This is a genomic window from Acidiphilium rubrum (assembly GCF_900156265.1).
In the GTDB taxonomy this organism is placed as follows: Bacteria; Pseudomonadota; Alphaproteobacteria; order Acetobacterales; family Acetobacteraceae; genus Acidiphilium; species Acidiphilium rubrum.
Genome location: NZ_FTNE01000012.1, coordinates 22,337 through 39,087, shown reverse-complemented (window position 1 = coordinate 39,087; position 16,751 = coordinate 22,337). Strand labels below are relative to the sequence as shown.

The window sequence follows — 16,751 nt, the reverse complement described above, 5'->3', positions numbered from 1 at the left end:
ACCACCGCCCCAACGCCATATACCGGGGCACCATGGACGCCAGCCTCTCCTTCGTGAAAATGCACGGCGCCGGCAACGACTTCGTCGTGCTGGACGCCCGCACGCACGCCATTCCGCTCACGACCGCCCAGGCCACCACCATCGCCGACCGAAGGCGCGGCATCGGCTGCGATCAGATCATCCTGATCGAAAACGCACCGACGGCCGACGCCTTCATGCGTATCCTCAACGCGGACGGCTCGGAATCCGGCGCCTGCGGCAATGCCACCCGCTGCGTCGCCGCCCTGCTCGCCGCCGAAACCGGTGCGCGCGCTCTCACCATCCAGACCAGCGCCGGCATCCTCGCCGCCACCATCAAAGGCCCCAACCTCGTCGAAATCGACATGGGCGAACCCCTGTTCAACTGGCAGGACATCCCCCTGCTCGAACCGATGGACACACTCAACCTCCGCCTCGCGCTCGGCCCGGTCGAAAACCCCGCCGCCTGCTCGATGGGCAACCCCCACGCGACGTTTTTCATCGAAGACTTCAAGCATCTCGCGCTCGACAGCATCGGCCCCCGCCTCGAACACGCCCGCATCTTCCCCGAACGCGCCAATATCGGCTTCGCCCGGATCGAGGGACGCGGCCGCATCCGCCTGCGCGTCTGGGAACGCGGCGCCGGCCTCACGCTGGCCTGCGGCTCCGGCGCCTGCGCCGCCCTGGTCAACGCGCACCGCCGCGGCCTCACCGACCGGCGCGCCGAGATTGAAATGGACGGCGGCATCCTCACCATCACCTGGCGCGACGACAACCACGTCCTGATGGAAGGCCCGGTCGCCCTGGTCTACGAGGGCACCATCGCCCCCGAACTGCTGCCCGCATGAGCATCGACATCCTCACCTTCGGCTGCCGGCTCAACGCCTTCGAATCCGAAGTCATGCGCGGCCACGCCGAGGCCGCGAACCTCACCGATACCATCATCGTCAACACCTGCGCCGTCACCGCGGAAGCCGAACGCCAGGCCCGCCAGGCCGTCCGCCGCGCCCATCGCGCCAATCCCGGCGCCGATATCATCGTCACCGGCTGCGCCGCGCAGATCGACCCGGACTCCTGGCGCACCATCGCCGGTGTCACCCGCGTCATCGGCAATGTCGAAAAACTCACGCAAGCGGCCTGGATAGCGACCGAACCGGTTCTGGTCGCCGAAATCATGCAGGTCCGCCAGACCGCGGCCCATCTGATCGATGGGTTCGGCACCCGGTCTCGCGCCTTCATCGAGGTTCAGCAAGGCTGCGATCATCGCTGCACCTTCTGCATCATCCCCTACGGCCGCGGCCCGTCCCGCTCGATCCCGATGGGCGCAATCGCCGATCAAATCCGCACCCTGGTCGCCAACGGCTATCAGGAAATCGTCCTCACCGGCGTCGATCTCACCTCCTATGGCGCCGACCTGCCCGGCACACCCAAACTCGGCCACCTCGTCCGCCGCCTGCTCGCCGCCATCCCAGAACTGCCGCGCCTGCGCCTGTCCTCGATCGACCCCGCTGAAATCGACGATGATCTCTGGCACGTGATCGAACACGAACCCCGCCTGATGCCCCACCTTCACCTTTCGGTGCAGGCCGGGTCGGATATGATCCTCAAACGCATGAAACGCCGCCACCTCCGCCACCACGTGATCGAGGCCACATCCCGCGCCCGCGCGCTGCGCCCCGGCATCGCCTTCGGCGCCGACCTGATCGCCGGCTTCCCGACCGAGGATGAAACCATGTTCAACGACAGCCTCCGCCTGATCGACGAAGCCGGGCTCGACTATCTGCACGTTTTTCCCTACAGCGCCCGCAACGGCACGCCCGCCGCCCGCATCCCCGCCCTGCCGATGGCCGAACGTCGCGCCCGCGCCGCCCGACTGCGCCAGGCCGGCGAACGCCGCGCCGCCGCCCGCTTCAAATCCATGATCGGCAGCACTATCACCGCCCTCGCCGAATCACCCTCCAACGGCCACTCGGAAACCTTCGCGCCGGTCCGCTTCGCCACCAGCGCCATCCCCGGCAGCCTCGTCACCGGCCGCGTCACCGGCGCCGATGCCACCTCGATCACCCTGGAAACCGCATAATGGCGCTCGGCTTCTTCTCCCGCCTCAAGGCCGGCCTCACCCGCAGCACCACCAAACTGACAACCGGCATCACGGATACCTTCACCAAACGCAAACTCGACGATTTCGCGCTCGAAGAACTCGAAGAACTGCTGATCGCCGCCGACCTTGGCCCCACCGTCGCCGCCAAAGTCATCCGCGCCTTCCGCCGCGCCCGCTTCGGTCAGGATGTCTCACCGCCCGAAATCCGCGCCGCCCTGGCCGATGAAATCGCGAAAATCCTCGCCCCCGTCGCCCAACCGCTCACCATTGACGAGACCAAACAACCCTTCGTCATCCTGATGGTCGGCGTCAACGGCACGGGCAAAACCACCACCATCGGCAAACTCGCCCAAATCTATGCGGATGCCGGGCAGAAACCGATGCTGGTCGCAGGCGATACCTTCCGCGCCGCCGCCGTCGAACAGCTCCAAATCTGGGGCAACCGCGCGCACGCCCCGGTCGTCATCGGCGCACAGGACGCCGACCCCGCCGGCCTCGCCTTCGACGCCATGACCCGCGCCGAACGCGAAGGTGCCAAAATCCTGCTGATCGACACCGCCGGCCGCCTGCACAACAAAGCGGCGCTCATGGAAGAACTGCGAAAAATCATCCGCGTCATCAAAAAACGCGACCCGACCGCCCCCCACGCGATCCTCCTCACCCTCGACGCCACCACCGGCCAAAACGCACTCACCCAGGTCAAAACCTTCAAAGACATGGTCGACCTCACCGGCCTGATCGTCACCAAACTCGACGGCTCAGCCCGCGCCGGCGTCGTCGTCGCCCTCGCGGAATCCACCGGCCTGCCGATCCACGCCGTCGGCGTGGGCGAACAAGCCGCCGACCTGCGCCCCTTCGACGCCACCGAATTCGCCCGCGCCCTCACCGGCGCCGATCCGGTCTGATACTCAGGGGTTCCGGAGGTGATGGCTAAGGAAGTAAGGCCAGGGGTTCTGCCCTGGCGTTACTTACCTTCACTACCACCCGCAACACCCTCCTCAGTACAGCGCCGACCGCGCCCGGGGCGGCACGCGCGTGTACTGGGCCGCGAGGCGCAGGAGGCTTGGGAACGTGCCGGCGACGCCGAACAGGGCGCGTTGCGCCAGCGGCATGCGGGCGAGGCGATAGAGGGCGGCGGCGCGCCTGATCTGCCCGCTGATGTCGCGCCGCAGGGCGCGGTGATAGGCGGATGCGGTGTGTCCGGCGATGATCGCATTTGCCGCGCGGGTTGCGCTGTGCAGGGCGATCGCCATCCCATCGCCGGTGAACGAGGGGATCACCCCGGCCTGATCGCCCAGGCGGTATATACGATCCGGGTCGTTCGCGGTCGGCCGGTGGACGAAGCCGTAGGGCACGCGAAAAATCGTCAGCGGTTGTTCGAGCAGCGGCACGGAGCCGATCAGCCGGTCCGCCAGCAGGGTGTTGCGTTTTACTAAATCGGCCAGCAGTGCTGTCCAGGTGCCGCCGACACGCTGCAACCGCGCCCGGTCGACCAACAGCGACAGGTTGGCCATACCGTCCTCGACCATCTGCAACCCGGCGTAGCCATCGTCGAACAGGATCAGGTCGATATGACCGGCCAGCGCCTGCCGCGCCGCGGGGTTCAGCTGGAAATACATTTTGAACCCGACCAGCGCTTCCGGTTCGGCCGCCTGTCGCCGCACGCCGCGCAGGTCGTGCTTGCCGGTGGCCAGCAGCAGCATATCCGGGCGGATCGGCGCCTCGCCGGCCAAATCCAGTCGCAGCCCATCGCTGCAATCCACCCCGCGGATGGCAACGCCGCGCCGCACGACCGCGCCGCATGATGCCGCGTGGTCGAGCAACGCCGCATCAAGCCGCCGCCGGGTGATCCCCAATCCCTCGAACGGCAGCCCGACGCTCACCGCCGCGTCATCGCGCACCAGGCGCAGCCGTGAAATCCGGTGGCCACCCAGCACTGCGGCGTCAAAGCCGATCGCCGCGAGCGAAGCCTGCGCCTCGACGCTCAGAAACTCGCCACAAATCTTGTGCGCCGGCGCCGCATCACGCTCGAGCACCGTAACGTCCCTGCCCGCCCGCGCCAGCGCAGCGGCGGCGGCGGCACCCGCCAATCCCCCACCGGCCACGACAATTGCTGTCATGACGCGCGCGACACGCCGTACCGGAACGGAAACTGCCAGCGAATATCCGCCTGCACGCCCGCCGCCGCGAGTGCTGCCTGCCAATCGCCCCGGCGAAAACCTCGCGCGATCGAAACCGTTCCGTCGGAGGCCACAATCCGGTGCCACCCCATCAGCCGCGCCAGCACCCGAAACCCGTAATACGGCACCGCATGCCGATGCAGATCCGTGATATACCACCCTCGTTCCGCCGTCCGGTCCAGCCAGCGCAAAAACTGCACCAATTGCCGGTCATCCAGATGATGCGTGAATTGCGACGTCACGATGAAATCGGGTTTCGGGTCCGGCGCCGCCTCGAATACATCGCCGGTGCGATAGACAATATCCATGCCTGCCGGCGTCGCCGCGCGCGCGGCCACGGCGCTGCGCGGATTGAGATCGATCCCGCTCAACCGCATTGCAACGCCGCGCTTGTCTGCCCAGCGTGCAATCGCCCGCAGCAAATCCCCATCGCCAAACGCGACATCAAGCACGGACACCCCACCCGCCGGCGCCACCGCGGCCAACCAGCGCAACACCGGCCGATGCGTGAACGTCACCCGGTTCACCTTCGCCAGATCGCCGATGCAGCGCGCATAAACCGCAGGATCAAGGCCAGGGTCGTCCATGACTTCGGGTTCGGTACTGCGGTAGGTCAGGGTCATGTGATATTCCGTCAGCAAGCAAAACGAAGCAAAAACCGTCTAGTCCCGCGACGAACCGTGTGGCGCACCGTCACACCACGCTGAACCGGAACGTTTCGGCCACCATGCCGGGCCCGAATGCCATCGCCATGCCGCGCGCGCCCGCGGTCGCCCGCTCCATCATCCGCTTGAGCACGAACATCACGGTCGCCGATGACATATTGCCATGCGCCGACAGCACCGCGCGTGACGGTGCCAACGCCTCCGGCGCGAGCCCAAACCCGGACTCGACCGCGTCGAGCACCGTGCGCCCGCCGCCGTGGACGGCCCATAAGTCGACCGCCTGGGTCCCCTCGCCGCGCAGCAACCCGCCCGCATCCGACCGCGCCAGATCCTCGCGCAACGCCTGCGCAATCTTGCCCGGCACCCCGCCCGAAAGATGCATCAGAAACCCCTGCGCCCCGATATGCCAGGTGATAAGATCCTCCGTTTCGGGAATCGTCGCTGCCCGGAAATCCGCCATCGCAAACCCTTCGGGCTCCGCGGTCACCAGCGTCGCCGCACAGCCATCGCCGAACAGCATGAACGTCAGCGCGGTTTCAAGGTCATCGGTCTCCTGCAAATGCAGCGTGCAAAGTTCGAGGTTGACGACCAGAACCTTCGCCGCCGGATCGGCCAGCACCGCCGCCTGCGCAATCCGCAGCGCAGGCACCGCGGCCGAACACCCCATGAACCCTACCAGCGTCCGCTGCACATCCGCCCGCAGGCCCAATCGCCACGCGATATGCTGGTCCAGCCCCGGCGCCGTGAAACCCGTACATGAAGCGACGACCAGATGCGTAATCCCATCCATCGCGTCGCCCAACCCCAGCGCACCGATCGCCTGACCGGCCAATTCCGGCGCGGTTCGCTCATATTGCGCCATCCGCTTACCGATATCGGGAAAGTCGCCACGCCGGTAGAAATCCTGCGCATCGACATCCCCGGCGACCAGATCACCCATGGCCAGATGCGAATACCGATGCCCGATCGCGGCGCGCTCCGCCATCCGCGAAAACACCGCGGCCTTACGAGGGTCCAGCATGGTTCGCGCGTAATCGACAAACCCTTGATGAATATCGTTTTCGGGCACCGCAGTGCCAATCCGGTTGATATAAGCCGTGGTCATTGCGCTCGCTTCCATGACATTGACGCGGCACACCGCACCGTCTTCACTAAATGAGCATCGTCAAGGCAAAGACAAGCAAGCAGGGTCAAATCGATCGATCGCACACGCCGAACCGCGCCATCTACCAGCCGTGATGGTGCCAATAGCCGCCATGATATGCCCGATATCGCCGCTCCGGCCGTGAATTATCCGGCTCAGGCCCCAGATAGCGCCGGTACGCCGCCACCCAGTCCCCCGCCATCATCGCCCGCGCCTTATCGAGCGACAGTTGACGCCGGCACACCAGCCGCACCATCCGCGCCTCCAGCCGATCCTTGGCGTATGATCCCCATTCACCCGGCCCGAAATGCGGCTCCGGCCACAGGTTGAGCGGCGAATCAGGCGATCCTCCCAGATCGAGCGGGATCAAATGATCCTCCTCGTACTTCCAGGGCCTGGTATCCGCGTAACCATAAGCCCGGATCTGCGATTTTTTCAGCCGCTCGGTATAGCGCACGCCCGGCCGCACCGATCGCGTCCATCCCCGCACACAAATCGTCTGATCGATCGTCCCCGGCGTCACAGCCGGATTGATCGCCCCGGGCGTCATCGCCCGATCCGGCAACGATGCGGTCGGCAAAATGGTGCGCGCCCAACCCGTTACCGGCAGCCACAACGCAAAGATGATAAATAAAATCTTCACACGCAGTCTATAGCGCAAATTCATTAAGATCAGGTTAGCGCCGCAAGACCCATCCGCAACCGATCCATCGCGCGCGCCAGTTTTTCCGGGCTCTGCGCAAAACACACCCGCAAATGCCCTTCCCCCGCCGCACCGAACGCCACACCGGGCGCCACAGCCACCTTGTGCTCCACCACCAGGCGCCGCGCCAACGCCAGGCTGTCATCCACACCGTCGATCCGCGCGAAGGCATAGAAACTCGCCGCCGGCGCCTGCAATTGCACCCGGTTCAACCCCGCCAGCCCCTCCAGCACGATCGCCCGCCCGCGTGCACAGAAATCGCGGAAATCCGCCACGAAATCCTCGCACCCCAGCGCCGCCAGTGCCGCCTCCTGCGAATAGGGTGCCACGGTCGAATGCGTCGCCTCGGTCAACTCGCCGATCGCATCGCGCAGCCCCGCCGGCACCACCAGCCAGCCCACCCGAAACCCGGTCATCGCCCAGGTTTTCGACACCGAATTTGCCACCATCACCCGATCATCCGGCAGCGCATGATCCAGCACGGAGGGTGCGGCCACCGCCCCATCGAAGGTCAGACGCGAATACACCTCATCGGAGAGCAGCCACACGCCATGCCGCCGGCATAGTGCGAGAACCCCCGCCACCTCGGCGTCGCTCGCCATCCACCCGGTCGGGTTGTTGGGCGAATTCAAACAGAACACCCGGGCGCCGGCCAGCACCGTGTCCAGCCGCGCCAGATCAAGCCGAAACCCGCCCGCGCCATCCTCATCCAGCCCAAACCGCGTCACCTCGGCCCCACGCGCCAGCGCCGCACCGGCCAAATTCGGCCACTCCGGCTCATGGATCACCACGCGATCCCCGGCCCGCACGATGGCGGCAAACGCCACCGCAATCGCCGCCATACCCGAAGCGGTCACCACGATCCGCCCCTCATCCACCGGCAATCGATGCAGCCCCGTCAAATAATCCGCCAGCGCCGCCCGCAACGCCGGCTTGCCGCGGCTATCGACATAATGCGTATCACCCGCCGCCACCGCCCGCATCAAAGCCGCTGTCGCCGCTTCCGGCGGCGCGAAATCGGACTCCCCGAACGCCAGATTGACCACCGAGCGATCACCGAACGCGATCCGCCCGATATCACCGATCTTCGAGCGCGGAATCTGCGAAATTCCCATCAAATCAATCATGCGGCTCGTCCATCCATCCTGATCACCCCAAGCTCCGTCGCCACAGCATCCAACCGCTCATCCTTCGGTCCCACCGGTACCGCCGGAATTTCCTGGCAGGCAAACGCGCAACCCAACCGAAACGCCCCCGGCAGTCCCGCCAGCGTCCGATCGTAATACCCACCACCATACCCCAGCCGATTGCCCGCCCGGTCGAACGCCAGCAAGGGCACCAGCACGAAGTCAGGCACCACCACGTCTCCGACCGGATGCGACGTACCGAACCGACCTGCCACCAGCGCCTCGCCCGGCACCCAGCGCCGGAATATCAGCGGCAGACCGCGTTTCGGCGTCTCCGGCAGGCATAATTCGTGCCCGAACTGTGCCAGCGCCAGCATCAAAGGCCGCACATCGATCTCATCGCCGATCGGCCAGAAGCCGGATACGACTGCCCCTGCCTGCGGCTTACAAACACTGAGACTATGCGCCATCAAACGCATACCGGCTTGCGCGGCATTATCCCCGCGTCGTCGCGCCGACGCCACTTGTCGTGCCATGCGCTTGGCATCGCGGCATGTGTCGTCATCCATCGGCATTACCGGCGACGCGCTGCCGATCTGGCCTGGGTCCGATCACGCAACGCGACTTTCAATTGGCCGAGCGCGGTTACAAACCCCTCGTCCAAGTCGCGCTTCGGCAGAACGATCCATGAAGTTCCCAATATTCCAATTCTGAAAATCCGCCCCGTTTCGATCATATCCGATACGTCCGTCCAAGGATGGTCTAGCCTTGAACTGAAATCCTGGACGTGCAAACCATTTAAATCCAACGATATATCAACCTCGCGTGGCACATCACCCCGCGCATCGCGCGCTCGTTTCGCAAGTCCACTAAGCGCTGCTCGGTAGCCAAGAAAATACATGAGAGACAGCACAACGGCGCTAATTGCCGTTGAGATGAAGATATCATCGGCCAATGCTACACCGACGAGTGCAGCGGCATGTCCGCTGATATTGATCCCCTCGCGTAAGCCCTGGTGTACGGCGTAATATAGCCATTCATAATTCAGAAATGCGGAAATTGCTGCAAGGTCCAAGAATATCAGTGGCAAAAACAAAAATCGCTTTCGCGGAATGTATCCGCCCGCATCTACGCAGTCTTTCGGTGTTACCCTCAAAGTCGCACTTACCGGCTCGATCGCGGCAAAAAACGCCGTCTCGTCACTCATTGAGAAACAATGGAATCATGTGCGAAGCCGCCCTGGCCGTTGACGATGTCATCCTCCCAAGGCCTGCAGAGCAGGTGGGCGCCGGAAATACCGGAACCACGGTTCCGACAGAGCCAGCTCCCTGGGAGTACTTATTGGCCCCGGGGATGAACGTGCCTGACGCACCGGGCAGCCTCGCCGACATAACTTAGGACTCCGCGAGGTCCGCTGCAATCTCTTCCGCACGCGCGGCAATGCGCCGCAGCCGCGCGTTATGCTCGGGTGAGGACGGCTTGGCCGGTTTGCTCGCCTTCGCCATGTCCAGCGCCGCCTTGGTATCGTGCAATTCATCAGCCAGCAGCAGCGACGCCAGCACCAGCAACCGCGATTCACCCGACTGCCCGCCGATCGCCTTGATGCTGCTGATCCGCCGGTCGATCTCCGATGCCATCTCCGTCAGGCGCGGCTCCTGCCCATCCTCGCAGGTCACGGCGTACGAATATCCGTTGATCCGAATGGTTACCTGCGCCATCTCACCCGTGCTCCGCTTCGCCGATCGATGCGAGCGCATCGCGCAACTGCGCGATCAGCCGATCGAGCGCCGCCGCCACATCCGGGCGCGTACACGCCGCAGCCGCCGCATCGGTTCGCGCCGCCCGCGCGGCGATCTGGCCCAGAGCAGCCTCCAGGCGGTCAAGCGTGTCGATTTCAGTTTCCGGCTCAGTCATGCCATGACTATCGGAGATTTTGCGTTACATGGGAAGCCGGTAAACCTTATCAAAATAACCAACCCACCAAGGGATCAATGCTCCACTTCTTTCACCACGCGATGGAACCATGGATTGCCGCCTACGGCAGCGTCGCCGTCGCACTCCTGATCCTGCTCGAAAGCCTCGGCCTGCCGCTCCCAGGCGAAACCGCTTTGGTCTCGGCCGCAATCTATGCCGGCACCACCCACCGGATCGATATCTTCATCCTGATCGCCAGCGCCGCGCTTGGCGCCATCATCGGCGGCGTCCTTGGTTACTGGATCGGCCGGCGCGCCGGCTACCCGACCATTCTGCGCCACGGCTCGCGCATCGGCCTCACCGAACGCCGCCTGCTCGCGGGGCGCTGGCTGTTCGCCAATCACGGCGGTAAAATCGTGGTATTCGGCCGCTTCTTCGCAGTACTGCGCGCCCTCGCCGCCCTCATCGCCGGCGTCACCATGATGGACTGGCGGCGCTTCGTCGTGTTCCAAAGCATCGCCAGCATCCTGTGGGCCACCCTCTACGGCGGTGCCGCCTATGTTTTCGGCAAACAGATCGAACACGTCGCCGGCCCCATCGGTGTTGCGATCGCGGTTGCCATCGGCATCGCGGTCGTCGTCACCATCCTGCTGTTCCACCGCCATGGCGACAGGTTGGAACGCATCGCCGCCGCCCGTGCGCGCCGCGAGCAATCATGAACGATCATCTCGTCATCGCCGGCCTCGGCTTCTCCGGCCGCGCCATCGCCATCGCGGCACGCAACGCCGGCTTTCGCGTCACCGCCACCGCGCGCAACCCCGCCGCCAAGCACGCCCCCGCAGGCATCGCACTCATCCCCTTCACCGAAGCCGGCGCCGCCATCGCCACCGCCACCCACCTCGTCGTCACCGCGGCGCCCACCGAATCCGGCGATCCGGTCCTGACGCTGCACCAAACCAGCCTCGAAGCCGCCACCCACCTGCGCTGGATCGGCTATTGCTCGACCACCGGCATCTATGGCGATCACGGCGGCGGCACGGTCGATGAAACCACCCCGCCCGCCCCCGGCACCGACCGCACCCGCCGCCGCGTCGCCGCCGAAACCGCCTGGTCCCAACGGTCGCACCGCTGCGCGATCGACATCATGCGCCTCGCCGGCATCTACGGCCCCGGACGCTCGGTGCTCGACGATCTGCGCGACGGCACCGCCCGCCGGATCGACAAACCCGACCATAAATTCAGCCGCATCCATGTGGATGACATCGCCCACGGCACACTCGCCGCCATCGCCACCGCCACAACCGGCACCCGCACCCTGAACTTCAGCGACGACGAGCCCGCTCCCAGCGCCACCGTCATCGCCTACGCCGCCGGCCTCCTCGGCATCGAACCGCCCCCCCTGATCGCGTTCGACGATGCCAAACGCAGCATGTCACCCATGGCGCTCTCGTTCTGGGGCGAAAATCGCGTCGTGCTGAACCAGCGCACCAAAGCCAGCCTGAACCTCGCCTGGCGGTACCCGACGTATCGCGAGGGACTGGCGGGAATACTTGAGAGCGAGCGCGGGACGTCAAGTGAGTGAAGCAAGCACTGCTTTTTTGTAAAAAAGCAGCAAAAAACTTTCTTTAATTCAGGGTACGGGCGTTTCCACGGGCACAGTCCAAGACAAACAAAAGTTTTTTGCTTCTTTTTTACAAAAAAGAAGTCCTACCCTCCCTTATCCTTATTCTCACCCTCATGAATTTCCTCAGCCACAGTCCCATGATTCAACAGCGCCACCAGCGCCACGCCGCCCAAAATATTTCCAAGCAAAGTCGGCGCCAGAAACCCTCCAAAATACTGCCCCAGCGAAGCCGTACCGGTCAGCACGGCATAGGCCGCCTCAGCCGACCCCGCGACCACGTGGGATAGCTTGGCGATCGCAACCACATAGGTGATCAGCAGCACGGTCAGCAACCGCGCCGATCGCGCGCTCGGCAGAATCCACACCATCAGCGCGATCAACCAACCGGCAAACATCGCCTTCACGAAGGTCACACCGAACGCGGCATGCACCGCCTCACGCCCGATCACCCCGAGCGAGGCCACCACCGCATCCGAGAATACGCCATGCACCAGCAACAGCGCGGCAAACACCCAGGTTCCCACCAAATTCATCACCAGCACGATCGCCCATAACCGCCCGATCGCCACCGCCGTCGCACCATCACGCCGCGTCAACAGCGGCAGCACCGCGGTCAGCGTGCTCTCGGTGAACAATTGCTGCCGCCCCAGCACCGCGATGATAAACCCGACGCTATAGCCAAAACTCGCGATCAGATGCCGCCACGTGCTCGCCGGCAGATCCGCGCGGATCAACGCCTCGGTCAGAAACGAAAACCCCATCGACAGGCCGGCGGCAAACCCCGAAAGCGTCAGCGCGCCGTTCGATCGCTCAAGCTCGTCCTCACCCTCTTCACGGATGATTTCGTGAATCACCAGTGGCCGCAGCCCGGAATGCTGCGCGGCCTGCGACTGCTCGCCCTGATCCAGATGCGGCGAGTCCGATCCAGCAGCCTTGGAGCCCTCAGCCACAACAAACCCCAATCATCATGCGTTTCACTCCGTTCGAAGCGAAGCACATGATGATCGGTCTGGTCAGACTCAAGATCATATCGGCAACGGTTTGCTAGCGCAGTCTCCTAAGGCTAGGCCGCCAAAAGGAGCACTGCTTTTTTGTAAAAAAGCAGCAAAAAACTTTTTTAATCTGGGCCGTGGGCGGTTTCACCAGCACGACCCTACGAATAAACGCTTTTTCTTCTTTTTTGCAAAAAAAAGAAGCCCTAACCTAACCCTTATACCGCGCCAAACTCCCGGCAATCGCCGCCTCGGCCGCCGCACGACCCTCCCAACCGGTCACCTTTACCCATTTCCCCTTCTCGAGGTCCTTGTAATGGGTGAAAAAATGCTCGATCGCGTCGCGCGTAATCGCCGGCAATTGTGAAACCTCGTTGATGTCGCTCCACTGCGGATGGATCTTGTCATGCGGCACACAGACGATCTTTTCATCCATCCCGGCCTCATCTTCCATCCGCAGCACCCCGATCGGCCGCGCCCGGATCACCGCGCCCGGCACCACGGCCGCCGGCGTCAGCACCAGCGCATCCGCCGGGTCGCCGTCATCGGCCAGCGTGCCCGGGATGAACCCGTAAGCCGCCGGATAGGCCATCGGCGTGAACAGAAACCGATCGACCATGATCGCCCCGCTGTCCTTGTCGACCTCATATTTCACCGCCGACCCCTGCGGGATCTCGATCACTACATGAATATCCGACGGCGGTGCCTTGCCGGCCGAAAGCTTGCTCACATCCATGGAAAAACTCTCCTGCTAATCCCGCGCGCCTCATACAAGCCCAGCCCGCCATTGCCAATCGCCCCCCTTGCCCAGACCGAGCGGCTTGCTCATACAGGCCCGGTGTGCGCCGGTAGCTCAACTGGTTAGAGCGGACCGCTCATAACGGTTTGGTTGCGGGTTCAAGTCCTGCCCGGCGCACCACGCAATCAGCGCACAGCCAACCGGCTCAGCCCCGCTTGCCAGCCGGCAGCGTCACCAGCCCGAACGGAAAGAACCGATCACAACCCTGCAACTTCAACGACACCGCGGCATCGATGCCCCGGGCACGGTGCGCTTCGGTCAGCGCAGCAAGCGTCGCGATCGCGGCGGTACGCTCGGCATCCTCGGCACAGACGTTAAGGAACCCGAACTCGGCCGGCTTCGCCGCATCGGCCTGCCGCCGCAGGCGCCGGGCACGCGCATCGACCTTCTTCGCATGGATACATAGCTCAATCGCCCGGGCAAATGCTTGCGCGCTCATCCGGCGCAACGTTGCCTGAAACGCAGCCGCGTCCGCCGCATTCAACGCGGCAATCCGCTCCCGCGCCTCGGTCTCCGCCACATCGATCAGGTCGAACGGTAGAATATCAAGCTCATACCGCTCCGATAGCTGATCCGCCTGCATGATATCCGGCTCCACCGCAATCAGCGCATCAAGATCGAAGCAGCGCAACTCCCGCGGAAATCTGACAACATTGGTATCAGTATAGGTCAGCAGCACGGTCGGTTCCTCTTGCGGTTATTCTGATTTCGGCGGGACGGATGTCAAACGCGCCAGTGACGGTAACAGAGGGAGCCCGAAAACACGAAATCAAGAGACGTGCGCATCCCACAAGCATCATAGCCGCGGCCTTGCGGCGAAGACGACGATCGGGTTCATCGAACGTCCCACATCTGGCTAACGACAAATACCATGCAGGCGTGACTACGCGATTGCGGTCCACCTGGATGTGACAAACGTCACATTGCCGTATCGCAAGGATCGCCCGCCCTTGCCGCCCCGATCGAACCGCGCGAGACATGGTCCCGAGGAGACGGCACATGAGCGAAACAATCCACCATCTTGCAACCAGCCACACCGGCCCGGCCACGGTCGGCGCGCCGGGCCAGCCCTGGCTTGACGGCCCCGGCCTCGCCACGCTGGTCCGCACAACATGCGCCACGCTCAACACCCACGGCATCGGCCGGGGCGACCGCGTCGCGATCGTGCTGCCCAACGGCCCGGCAGCCGCCACCGCCTTCATCGCCATCGCCGCCATGGCCGCCGCCGCCCCGCTCAACCCGGCCTATACCGAGGCGGAGTTCGAATTCTACCTCGACGATCTCCGCCCGCGCGCGGTCATCGTGGCGGCCGGCACCGCATCGCCGGTCCGCACCGTCGCGTCCCGGCTCGCCATCCCATTGATCGAACTCACCGAAACCGCCCCGGCCGGCGCCTTCACGCTCGATTGCACAAGCCTGCCCCAAACCCCGCCGTCCCGTCCCGGCCCCGCCGAACCGGACGATGAGGCCCTGGTCCTCCACACCTCCGGCACCACCGCACGGCCGAAAATCGTGCCGCTCACCGGCCGCAACCTCTCCGCATCCGCCCATCACATCGCCACCAGCCTCGCCCTCACCGCCGACGATACCTGCCTGAACGTGATGCCGCTGTTCCACATCCACGGCCTGGTCGCTGCAACGCTCGCCTCCCTCGCCGCCGGCGCGCGCGTCTGCTGCACCCCCGGCTTCAACGCCTTCCGCTTCGCGACCTGGCTGCACGAAGTCCAACCCAGCTGGTACACCGCCGTCCCGACCATGCACCAGGCCATCCTGATGCGCGTGCGCGGCGAGCCCGCCGCCATGCGCGCCGCCCGCCTGCGCTTCATCCGCTCCTCCTCCGCCTCGCTGCCGCCGCAGGTCATGACCGAACTGGAAGATGTATTCGCCGCCCCGGTGATCGAGGCCTACGGCATGACCGAGGCCGCCCACCAGATGGCCGCGAACCCGCTGCCGCCACGCCCCCGCAAGCCCGGCTCGGTCGGCCTGCCCGCCGGCCCCGAAATCGCCATCATGAACGACGCCGGCACCCTGCTCGACCAAGGTGCCACCGGTGAAGTCGTCATCCGTGGCCCCAACGTCACCCTGGGCTACGCCGGCAACCCCGAAGCCACCGCGCGCGCCTTCACCAACGGCTGGTTCCGCACCGGCGATGAAGGCCGCCTCGATGCCGATGGCTATCTGCACCTCACCGGCCGGCTCAAGGAAATGATCAACCGCGGCGGCGAAAAAATCAGCCCACTCGAAGTCGACGTCGCCCTCCTCGATCATCCAGGCGTCGCCGAAGCCTGCACCTTCGCCGTGCCCCACGCCAAACTCGGCGAGGAGGTCGCCGCCATCGTGGTGCCGCGACCCGGCAGCTCCCTCACCGCGCAGGACGTCCGCGATTTCGCCGCCGCCCGCCTCGCACCGTTCAAAGTGCCCCGCCAGATCCTGATCATGGATGCCATCCCCAAAGGCGCCACCGGCAAGGTCCAGCGCATCGGCCTCGCCCAGCGCCTCGGGCTCGTCACCGCATGAGCCGGATCTGCGTCTTCGGGGCGGGCGCCATCGGCGGCCTGGTCGCAGCCCGGCTTCAAGCCGCCGGCACCGATGTCTCGATCGTCGCGCGCGGTCCCCATCGCGCCGCCATCGAGGCGAACGGCCTGATCCTGCTCTCCGGCGGTGAACGCATCACGACCCGCCCCCGCGTCGCCGACGCGGCGGACCTCGGGCCGCAGGACTACGTGCTGATCACGCTGAAAGCCCAGGGCATCGAACCCGCCCTGCCGCAACTCCGCCCCCTGATCGGCCCCGCCACCACCATCATCGCCGCCATCAACGGCGTGCCCTGGTGGTACACCCACGGCCTGCCCGCCCCCTTCACCGATCGCCGGATCACCGCGGTCGATCCCACCGGCGCCGTCACCGAGGCGCTGCCGCCCGGCCAGACGCTCGGCTGCGTGGTCTACCCCGCCGCCGAAATCCTCGAACCCGGCGTGATCAACCACACCTACGGCGACCGCTTCGTGCTCGGCGAACCCGATGGCACGCGCACCGACCGCGCCGAGACCATCAGCCGCGCCCTGATCGCCGCCGGGCTGAAAGCACCGCTCCGCCCGCGCATCCGCGACGATATCTGGGTCAAGCTCTGGGGCAACATGGCGTTCAACCCGATCAGCGCCCTCACCGGCGCCACGCTCGACCGCATCACCGCCGACCCCGGCACCAGCGCCGTGGCCCGCGCCATGATGGCCGAAGGCCAGGCCGTCGCCGAAGCGCTCGGTGCCCGCTTCAGCATCGATCTTAACAAGCGAATCGCCGGCGCCGCCGACGTCGGCGCCCATAAAACCTCGATGCTGCAAGACCTCGAACGCGGCCGCCCGATCGAAATCGAGGCCCTGCTCGGCGCCGTCGTCGAAATCGCGGGCTGGGTCGGAATCCCGGTCCCGATCAGCACAACCATCCTCGCCCTCACCCGCCAACGCGCGCAGCGTTAGTTCGGACC

General features: G+C 65.1%; 19 protein-coding genes, 1 tRNA gene and 1 other RNA gene. 8 read left to right on the top strand and 13 right to left on the bottom strand.

Annotated elements, in window-relative coordinates; translation table 11 throughout:
- The first annotated feature begins 32 nt into the window (after positions 1-32).
- Genes dapF through ftsY form a run of 3 tightly spaced genes read left to right on the top strand, consistent with a single transcriptional unit; the run spans position 33 to position 3,024 of the window.
- Positions 33-866 (top strand): diaminopimelate epimerase, encoded by an 834-nt coding sequence (gene dapF / locus BW994_RS10385; RefSeq protein ID WP_029312336.1) that lies wholly within the window; start codon positions 33-35, stop codon positions 864-866.
- On the top strand, positions 863-2,098 hold the full coding sequence (gene mtaB / locus BW994_RS10380) for a tRNA (N(6)-L-threonylcarbamoyladenosine(37)-C(2))-methylthiotransferase MtaB (protein ID WP_029312337.1): 1,236 nt from the start codon (positions 863-865) through the stop codon (positions 2,096-2,098). Before dapF ends, mtaB begins: the two co-directional genes overlap by 4 nt.
- On the top strand, positions 2,098-3,024 hold the full coding sequence (gene ftsY, locus BW994_RS10375) for a signal recognition particle-docking protein FtsY (protein ID WP_029312338.1): 927 nt from the start codon (positions 2,098-2,100) through the stop codon (positions 3,022-3,024). Before mtaB ends, ftsY begins: the two co-directional genes overlap by 1 nt.
- A gap of 93 nt (positions 3,025-3,117) precedes the next feature.
- Here ftsY and BW994_RS10370 read toward each other — a convergent pair whose 3' ends face one another.
- The 10 genes from BW994_RS10370 to BW994_RS10330 form a co-directional block, all read right to left on the bottom strand.
- Positions 3,118-4,239: an NAD(P)/FAD-dependent oxidoreductase gene (locus BW994_RS10370; RefSeq protein WP_029312339.1), complete on the bottom strand. Its 1,122-nt coding sequence runs from the start codon at positions 4,237-4,239 to the stop codon at positions 3,118-3,120.
- Complete coding sequence (locus BW994_RS10365) at positions 4,236-4,922, bottom strand: methyltransferase domain-containing protein (protein WP_029312340.1); 687 nt, start codon at positions 4,920-4,922, stop codon at positions 4,236-4,238. Before BW994_RS10365 ends, BW994_RS10370 begins: the two co-directional genes overlap by 4 nt.
- 70 nt (positions 4,923-4,992) lie before the next feature.
- Positions 4,993-6,069 (bottom strand): type III polyketide synthase, encoded by a 1,077-nt coding sequence (locus tag BW994_RS10360; protein WP_029312341.1) that lies wholly within the window; start codon positions 6,067-6,069, stop codon positions 4,993-4,995.
- Between the two features lie 121 nt (positions 6,070-6,190).
- A complete protein-coding gene (locus BW994_RS10355; RefSeq protein ID WP_139334070.1) occupies positions 6,191-6,751 on the bottom strand; it encodes a hypothetical protein in 561 nt (186 codons plus the stop codon).
- Positions 6,752-6,780: 29 nt separating this feature from the next.
- On the bottom strand, positions 6,781-7,938 hold the full coding sequence (locus BW994_RS10350) for an aminotransferase class I/II-fold pyridoxal phosphate-dependent enzyme (protein ID WP_245594145.1): 1,158 nt from the start codon (positions 7,936-7,938) through the stop codon (positions 6,781-6,783).
- Positions 7,935-8,507, bottom strand: coding sequence for a 5-formyltetrahydrofolate cyclo-ligase (locus tag BW994_RS10345; protein ID WP_051657420.1), 573 nt, complete (start codon positions 8,505-8,507; stop codon positions 7,935-7,937). The genes BW994_RS10350 and BW994_RS10345 overlap by 4 nt, the downstream gene beginning before the upstream one ends.
- A gap of 5 nt (positions 8,508-8,512) precedes the next feature.
- Positions 8,513-9,145 (bottom strand): YcxB family protein, encoded by a 633-nt coding sequence (locus tag BW994_RS10340; RefSeq protein WP_029312345.1) that lies wholly within the window; start codon positions 9,143-9,145, stop codon positions 8,513-8,515.
- A 20-nt stretch (positions 9,146-9,165) separates the two neighbouring features.
- Positions 9,166-9,323, bottom strand: a non-coding RNA gene (ssrS, locus tag BW994_RS20625) — 6S RNA.
- A 9-nt stretch (positions 9,324-9,332) separates the two neighbouring features.
- Positions 9,333-9,656, bottom strand: coding sequence for a cell division protein ZapA (locus BW994_RS10335; RefSeq protein WP_029312346.1), 324 nt, complete (start codon positions 9,654-9,656; stop codon positions 9,333-9,335).
- Between the two features lies 1 nt (position 9,657).
- Entirely contained in the window at positions 9,658-9,852 is a 195-nt protein-coding gene (locus BW994_RS10330) for a hypothetical protein (RefSeq protein WP_029312347.1), read from the bottom strand.
- Positions 9,853-9,953: 101 nt separating this feature from the next.
- On the opposite strand from BW994_RS10330, the gene BW994_RS10325 reads away from it, so the two are divergent.
- Complete coding sequence (locus BW994_RS10325) at positions 9,954-10,571, top strand: DedA family protein (protein ID WP_245801556.1); 618 nt, start codon at positions 9,954-9,956, stop codon at positions 10,569-10,571.
- The gene (locus BW994_RS10320; protein ID WP_029312349.1) at positions 10,568-11,434 is read left to right on the top strand and encodes a Rossmann-fold NAD(P)-binding domain-containing protein; all 867 of its coding nucleotides are present in this window, start codon (positions 10,568-10,570) and stop codon (positions 11,432-11,434) included. Before BW994_RS10325 ends, BW994_RS10320 begins: the two co-directional genes overlap by 4 nt.
- A 125-nt stretch (positions 11,435-11,559) precedes the next feature.
- Here BW994_RS10320 and BW994_RS10315 read toward each other — a convergent pair whose 3' ends face one another.
- Both BW994_RS10315 and ppa read right to left on the bottom strand, forming a co-directional pair.
- Positions 11,560-12,426 carry a formate/nitrite transporter family protein gene (locus tag BW994_RS10315; RefSeq protein ID WP_051657414.1) on the bottom strand — a complete coding sequence of 289 codons (867 nt, stop codon included), beginning with the start codon at positions 12,424-12,426 and terminating at the stop codon, positions 11,560-11,562.
- Positions 12,427-12,679: 253 nt separating this feature from the next.
- Positions 12,680-13,204, bottom strand: a complete 525-nt coding sequence (gene ppa, locus BW994_RS10310; RefSeq protein WP_029312351.1) for an inorganic diphosphatase — start codon at positions 13,202-13,204, stop codon at positions 12,680-12,682.
- 106 nt (positions 13,205-13,310) lie between these two features.
- Between ppa and BW994_RS10305 the strand changes: the two genes are divergently transcribed.
- Positions 13,311-13,387, top strand: a tRNA-Ile gene (locus tag BW994_RS10305).
- A gap of 25 nt (positions 13,388-13,412) precedes the next feature.
- Here the strand turns inward: BW994_RS10305 and BW994_RS10300 are convergent.
- Positions 13,413-13,946 (bottom strand): hypothetical protein, encoded by a 534-nt coding sequence (locus BW994_RS10300; RefSeq protein WP_029312352.1) that lies wholly within the window; start codon positions 13,944-13,946, stop codon positions 13,413-13,415.
- Positions 13,947-14,266: 320 nt separating this feature from the next.
- Here BW994_RS10300 and BW994_RS10295 point away from each other — a divergent pair, with 320 nt between their 5' ends.
- Complete coding sequence (locus BW994_RS10295) at positions 14,267-15,784, top strand: acyl--CoA ligase (protein ID WP_029312353.1); 1,518 nt, start codon at positions 14,267-14,269, stop codon at positions 15,782-15,784.
- A complete protein-coding gene (locus BW994_RS10290; protein WP_029312354.1) occupies positions 15,781-16,743 on the top strand; it encodes a 2-dehydropantoate 2-reductase in 963 nt (320 codons plus the stop codon). Before BW994_RS10295 ends, BW994_RS10290 begins: the two co-directional genes overlap by 4 nt.
- The last annotated feature ends 8 nt before the right edge of the window (positions 16,744-16,751 follow it).

Coding starts and splice junctions, on each gene's coding strand:
- BW994_RS10325 (WP_245801556.1), top strand. CDS start 9,954: ATGGAACCATGGATTGCCGCCTACGGCAGCGTCGCCGTCGCACTCCTG.
- BW994_RS10365 (WP_029312340.1), bottom strand. CDS start 4,922: ATGACCCTGACCTACCGCAGTACCGAACCCGAAGTCATGGACGACCCT.
- dapF (WP_029312336.1), top strand. CDS start 33: ATGGACGCCAGCCTCTCCTTCGTGAAAATGCACGGCGCCGGCAACGAC.
- BW994_RS10335 (WP_029312346.1), bottom strand. CDS start 9,656: ATGGCGCAGGTAACCATTCGGATCAACGGATATTCGTACGCCGTGACC.
- BW994_RS10295 (WP_029312353.1), top strand. CDS start 14,267: ATGAGCGAAACAATCCACCATCTTGCAACCAGCCACACCGGCCCGGCC.
- BW994_RS10290 (WP_029312354.1), top strand. CDS start 15,781: ATGAGCCGGATCTGCGTCTTCGGGGCGGGCGCCATCGGCGGCCTGGTC.
- BW994_RS10340 (WP_029312345.1), bottom strand. CDS start 9,145: ATGAGTGACGAGACGGCGTTTTTTGCCGCGATCGAGCCGGTAAGTGCG.
- BW994_RS10320 (WP_029312349.1), top strand. CDS start 10,568: ATGAACGATCATCTCGTCATCGCCGGCCTCGGCTTCTCCGGCCGCGCC.
- BW994_RS10330 (WP_029312347.1), bottom strand. CDS start 9,852: ATGACTGAGCCGGAAACTGAAATCGACACGCTTGACCGCCTGGAGGCT.
- ftsY (WP_029312338.1), top strand. CDS start 2,098: ATGGCGCTCGGCTTCTTCTCCCGCCTCAAGGCCGGCCTCACCCGCAGC.
- BW994_RS10345 (WP_051657420.1), bottom strand. CDS start 8,507: ATGGATGACGACACATGCCGCGATGCCAAGCGCATGGCACGACAAGTG.
- ppa (WP_029312351.1), bottom strand. CDS start 13,204: ATGGATGTGAGCAAGCTTTCGGCCGGCAAGGCACCGCCGTCGGATATT.
- BW994_RS10370 (WP_029312339.1), bottom strand. CDS start 4,239: ATGACAGCAATTGTCGTGGCCGGTGGGGGATTGGCGGGTGCCGCCGCC.
- BW994_RS10350 (WP_245594145.1), bottom strand. CDS start 7,938: ATGATTGATTTGATGGGAATTTCGCAGATTCCGCGCTCGAAGATCGGT.
- BW994_RS10360 (WP_029312341.1), bottom strand. CDS start 6,069: ATGACCACGGCTTATATCAACCGGATTGGCACTGCGGTGCCCGAAAAC.
- mtaB (WP_029312337.1), top strand. CDS start 863: ATGAGCATCGACATCCTCACCTTCGGCTGCCGGCTCAACGCCTTCGAA.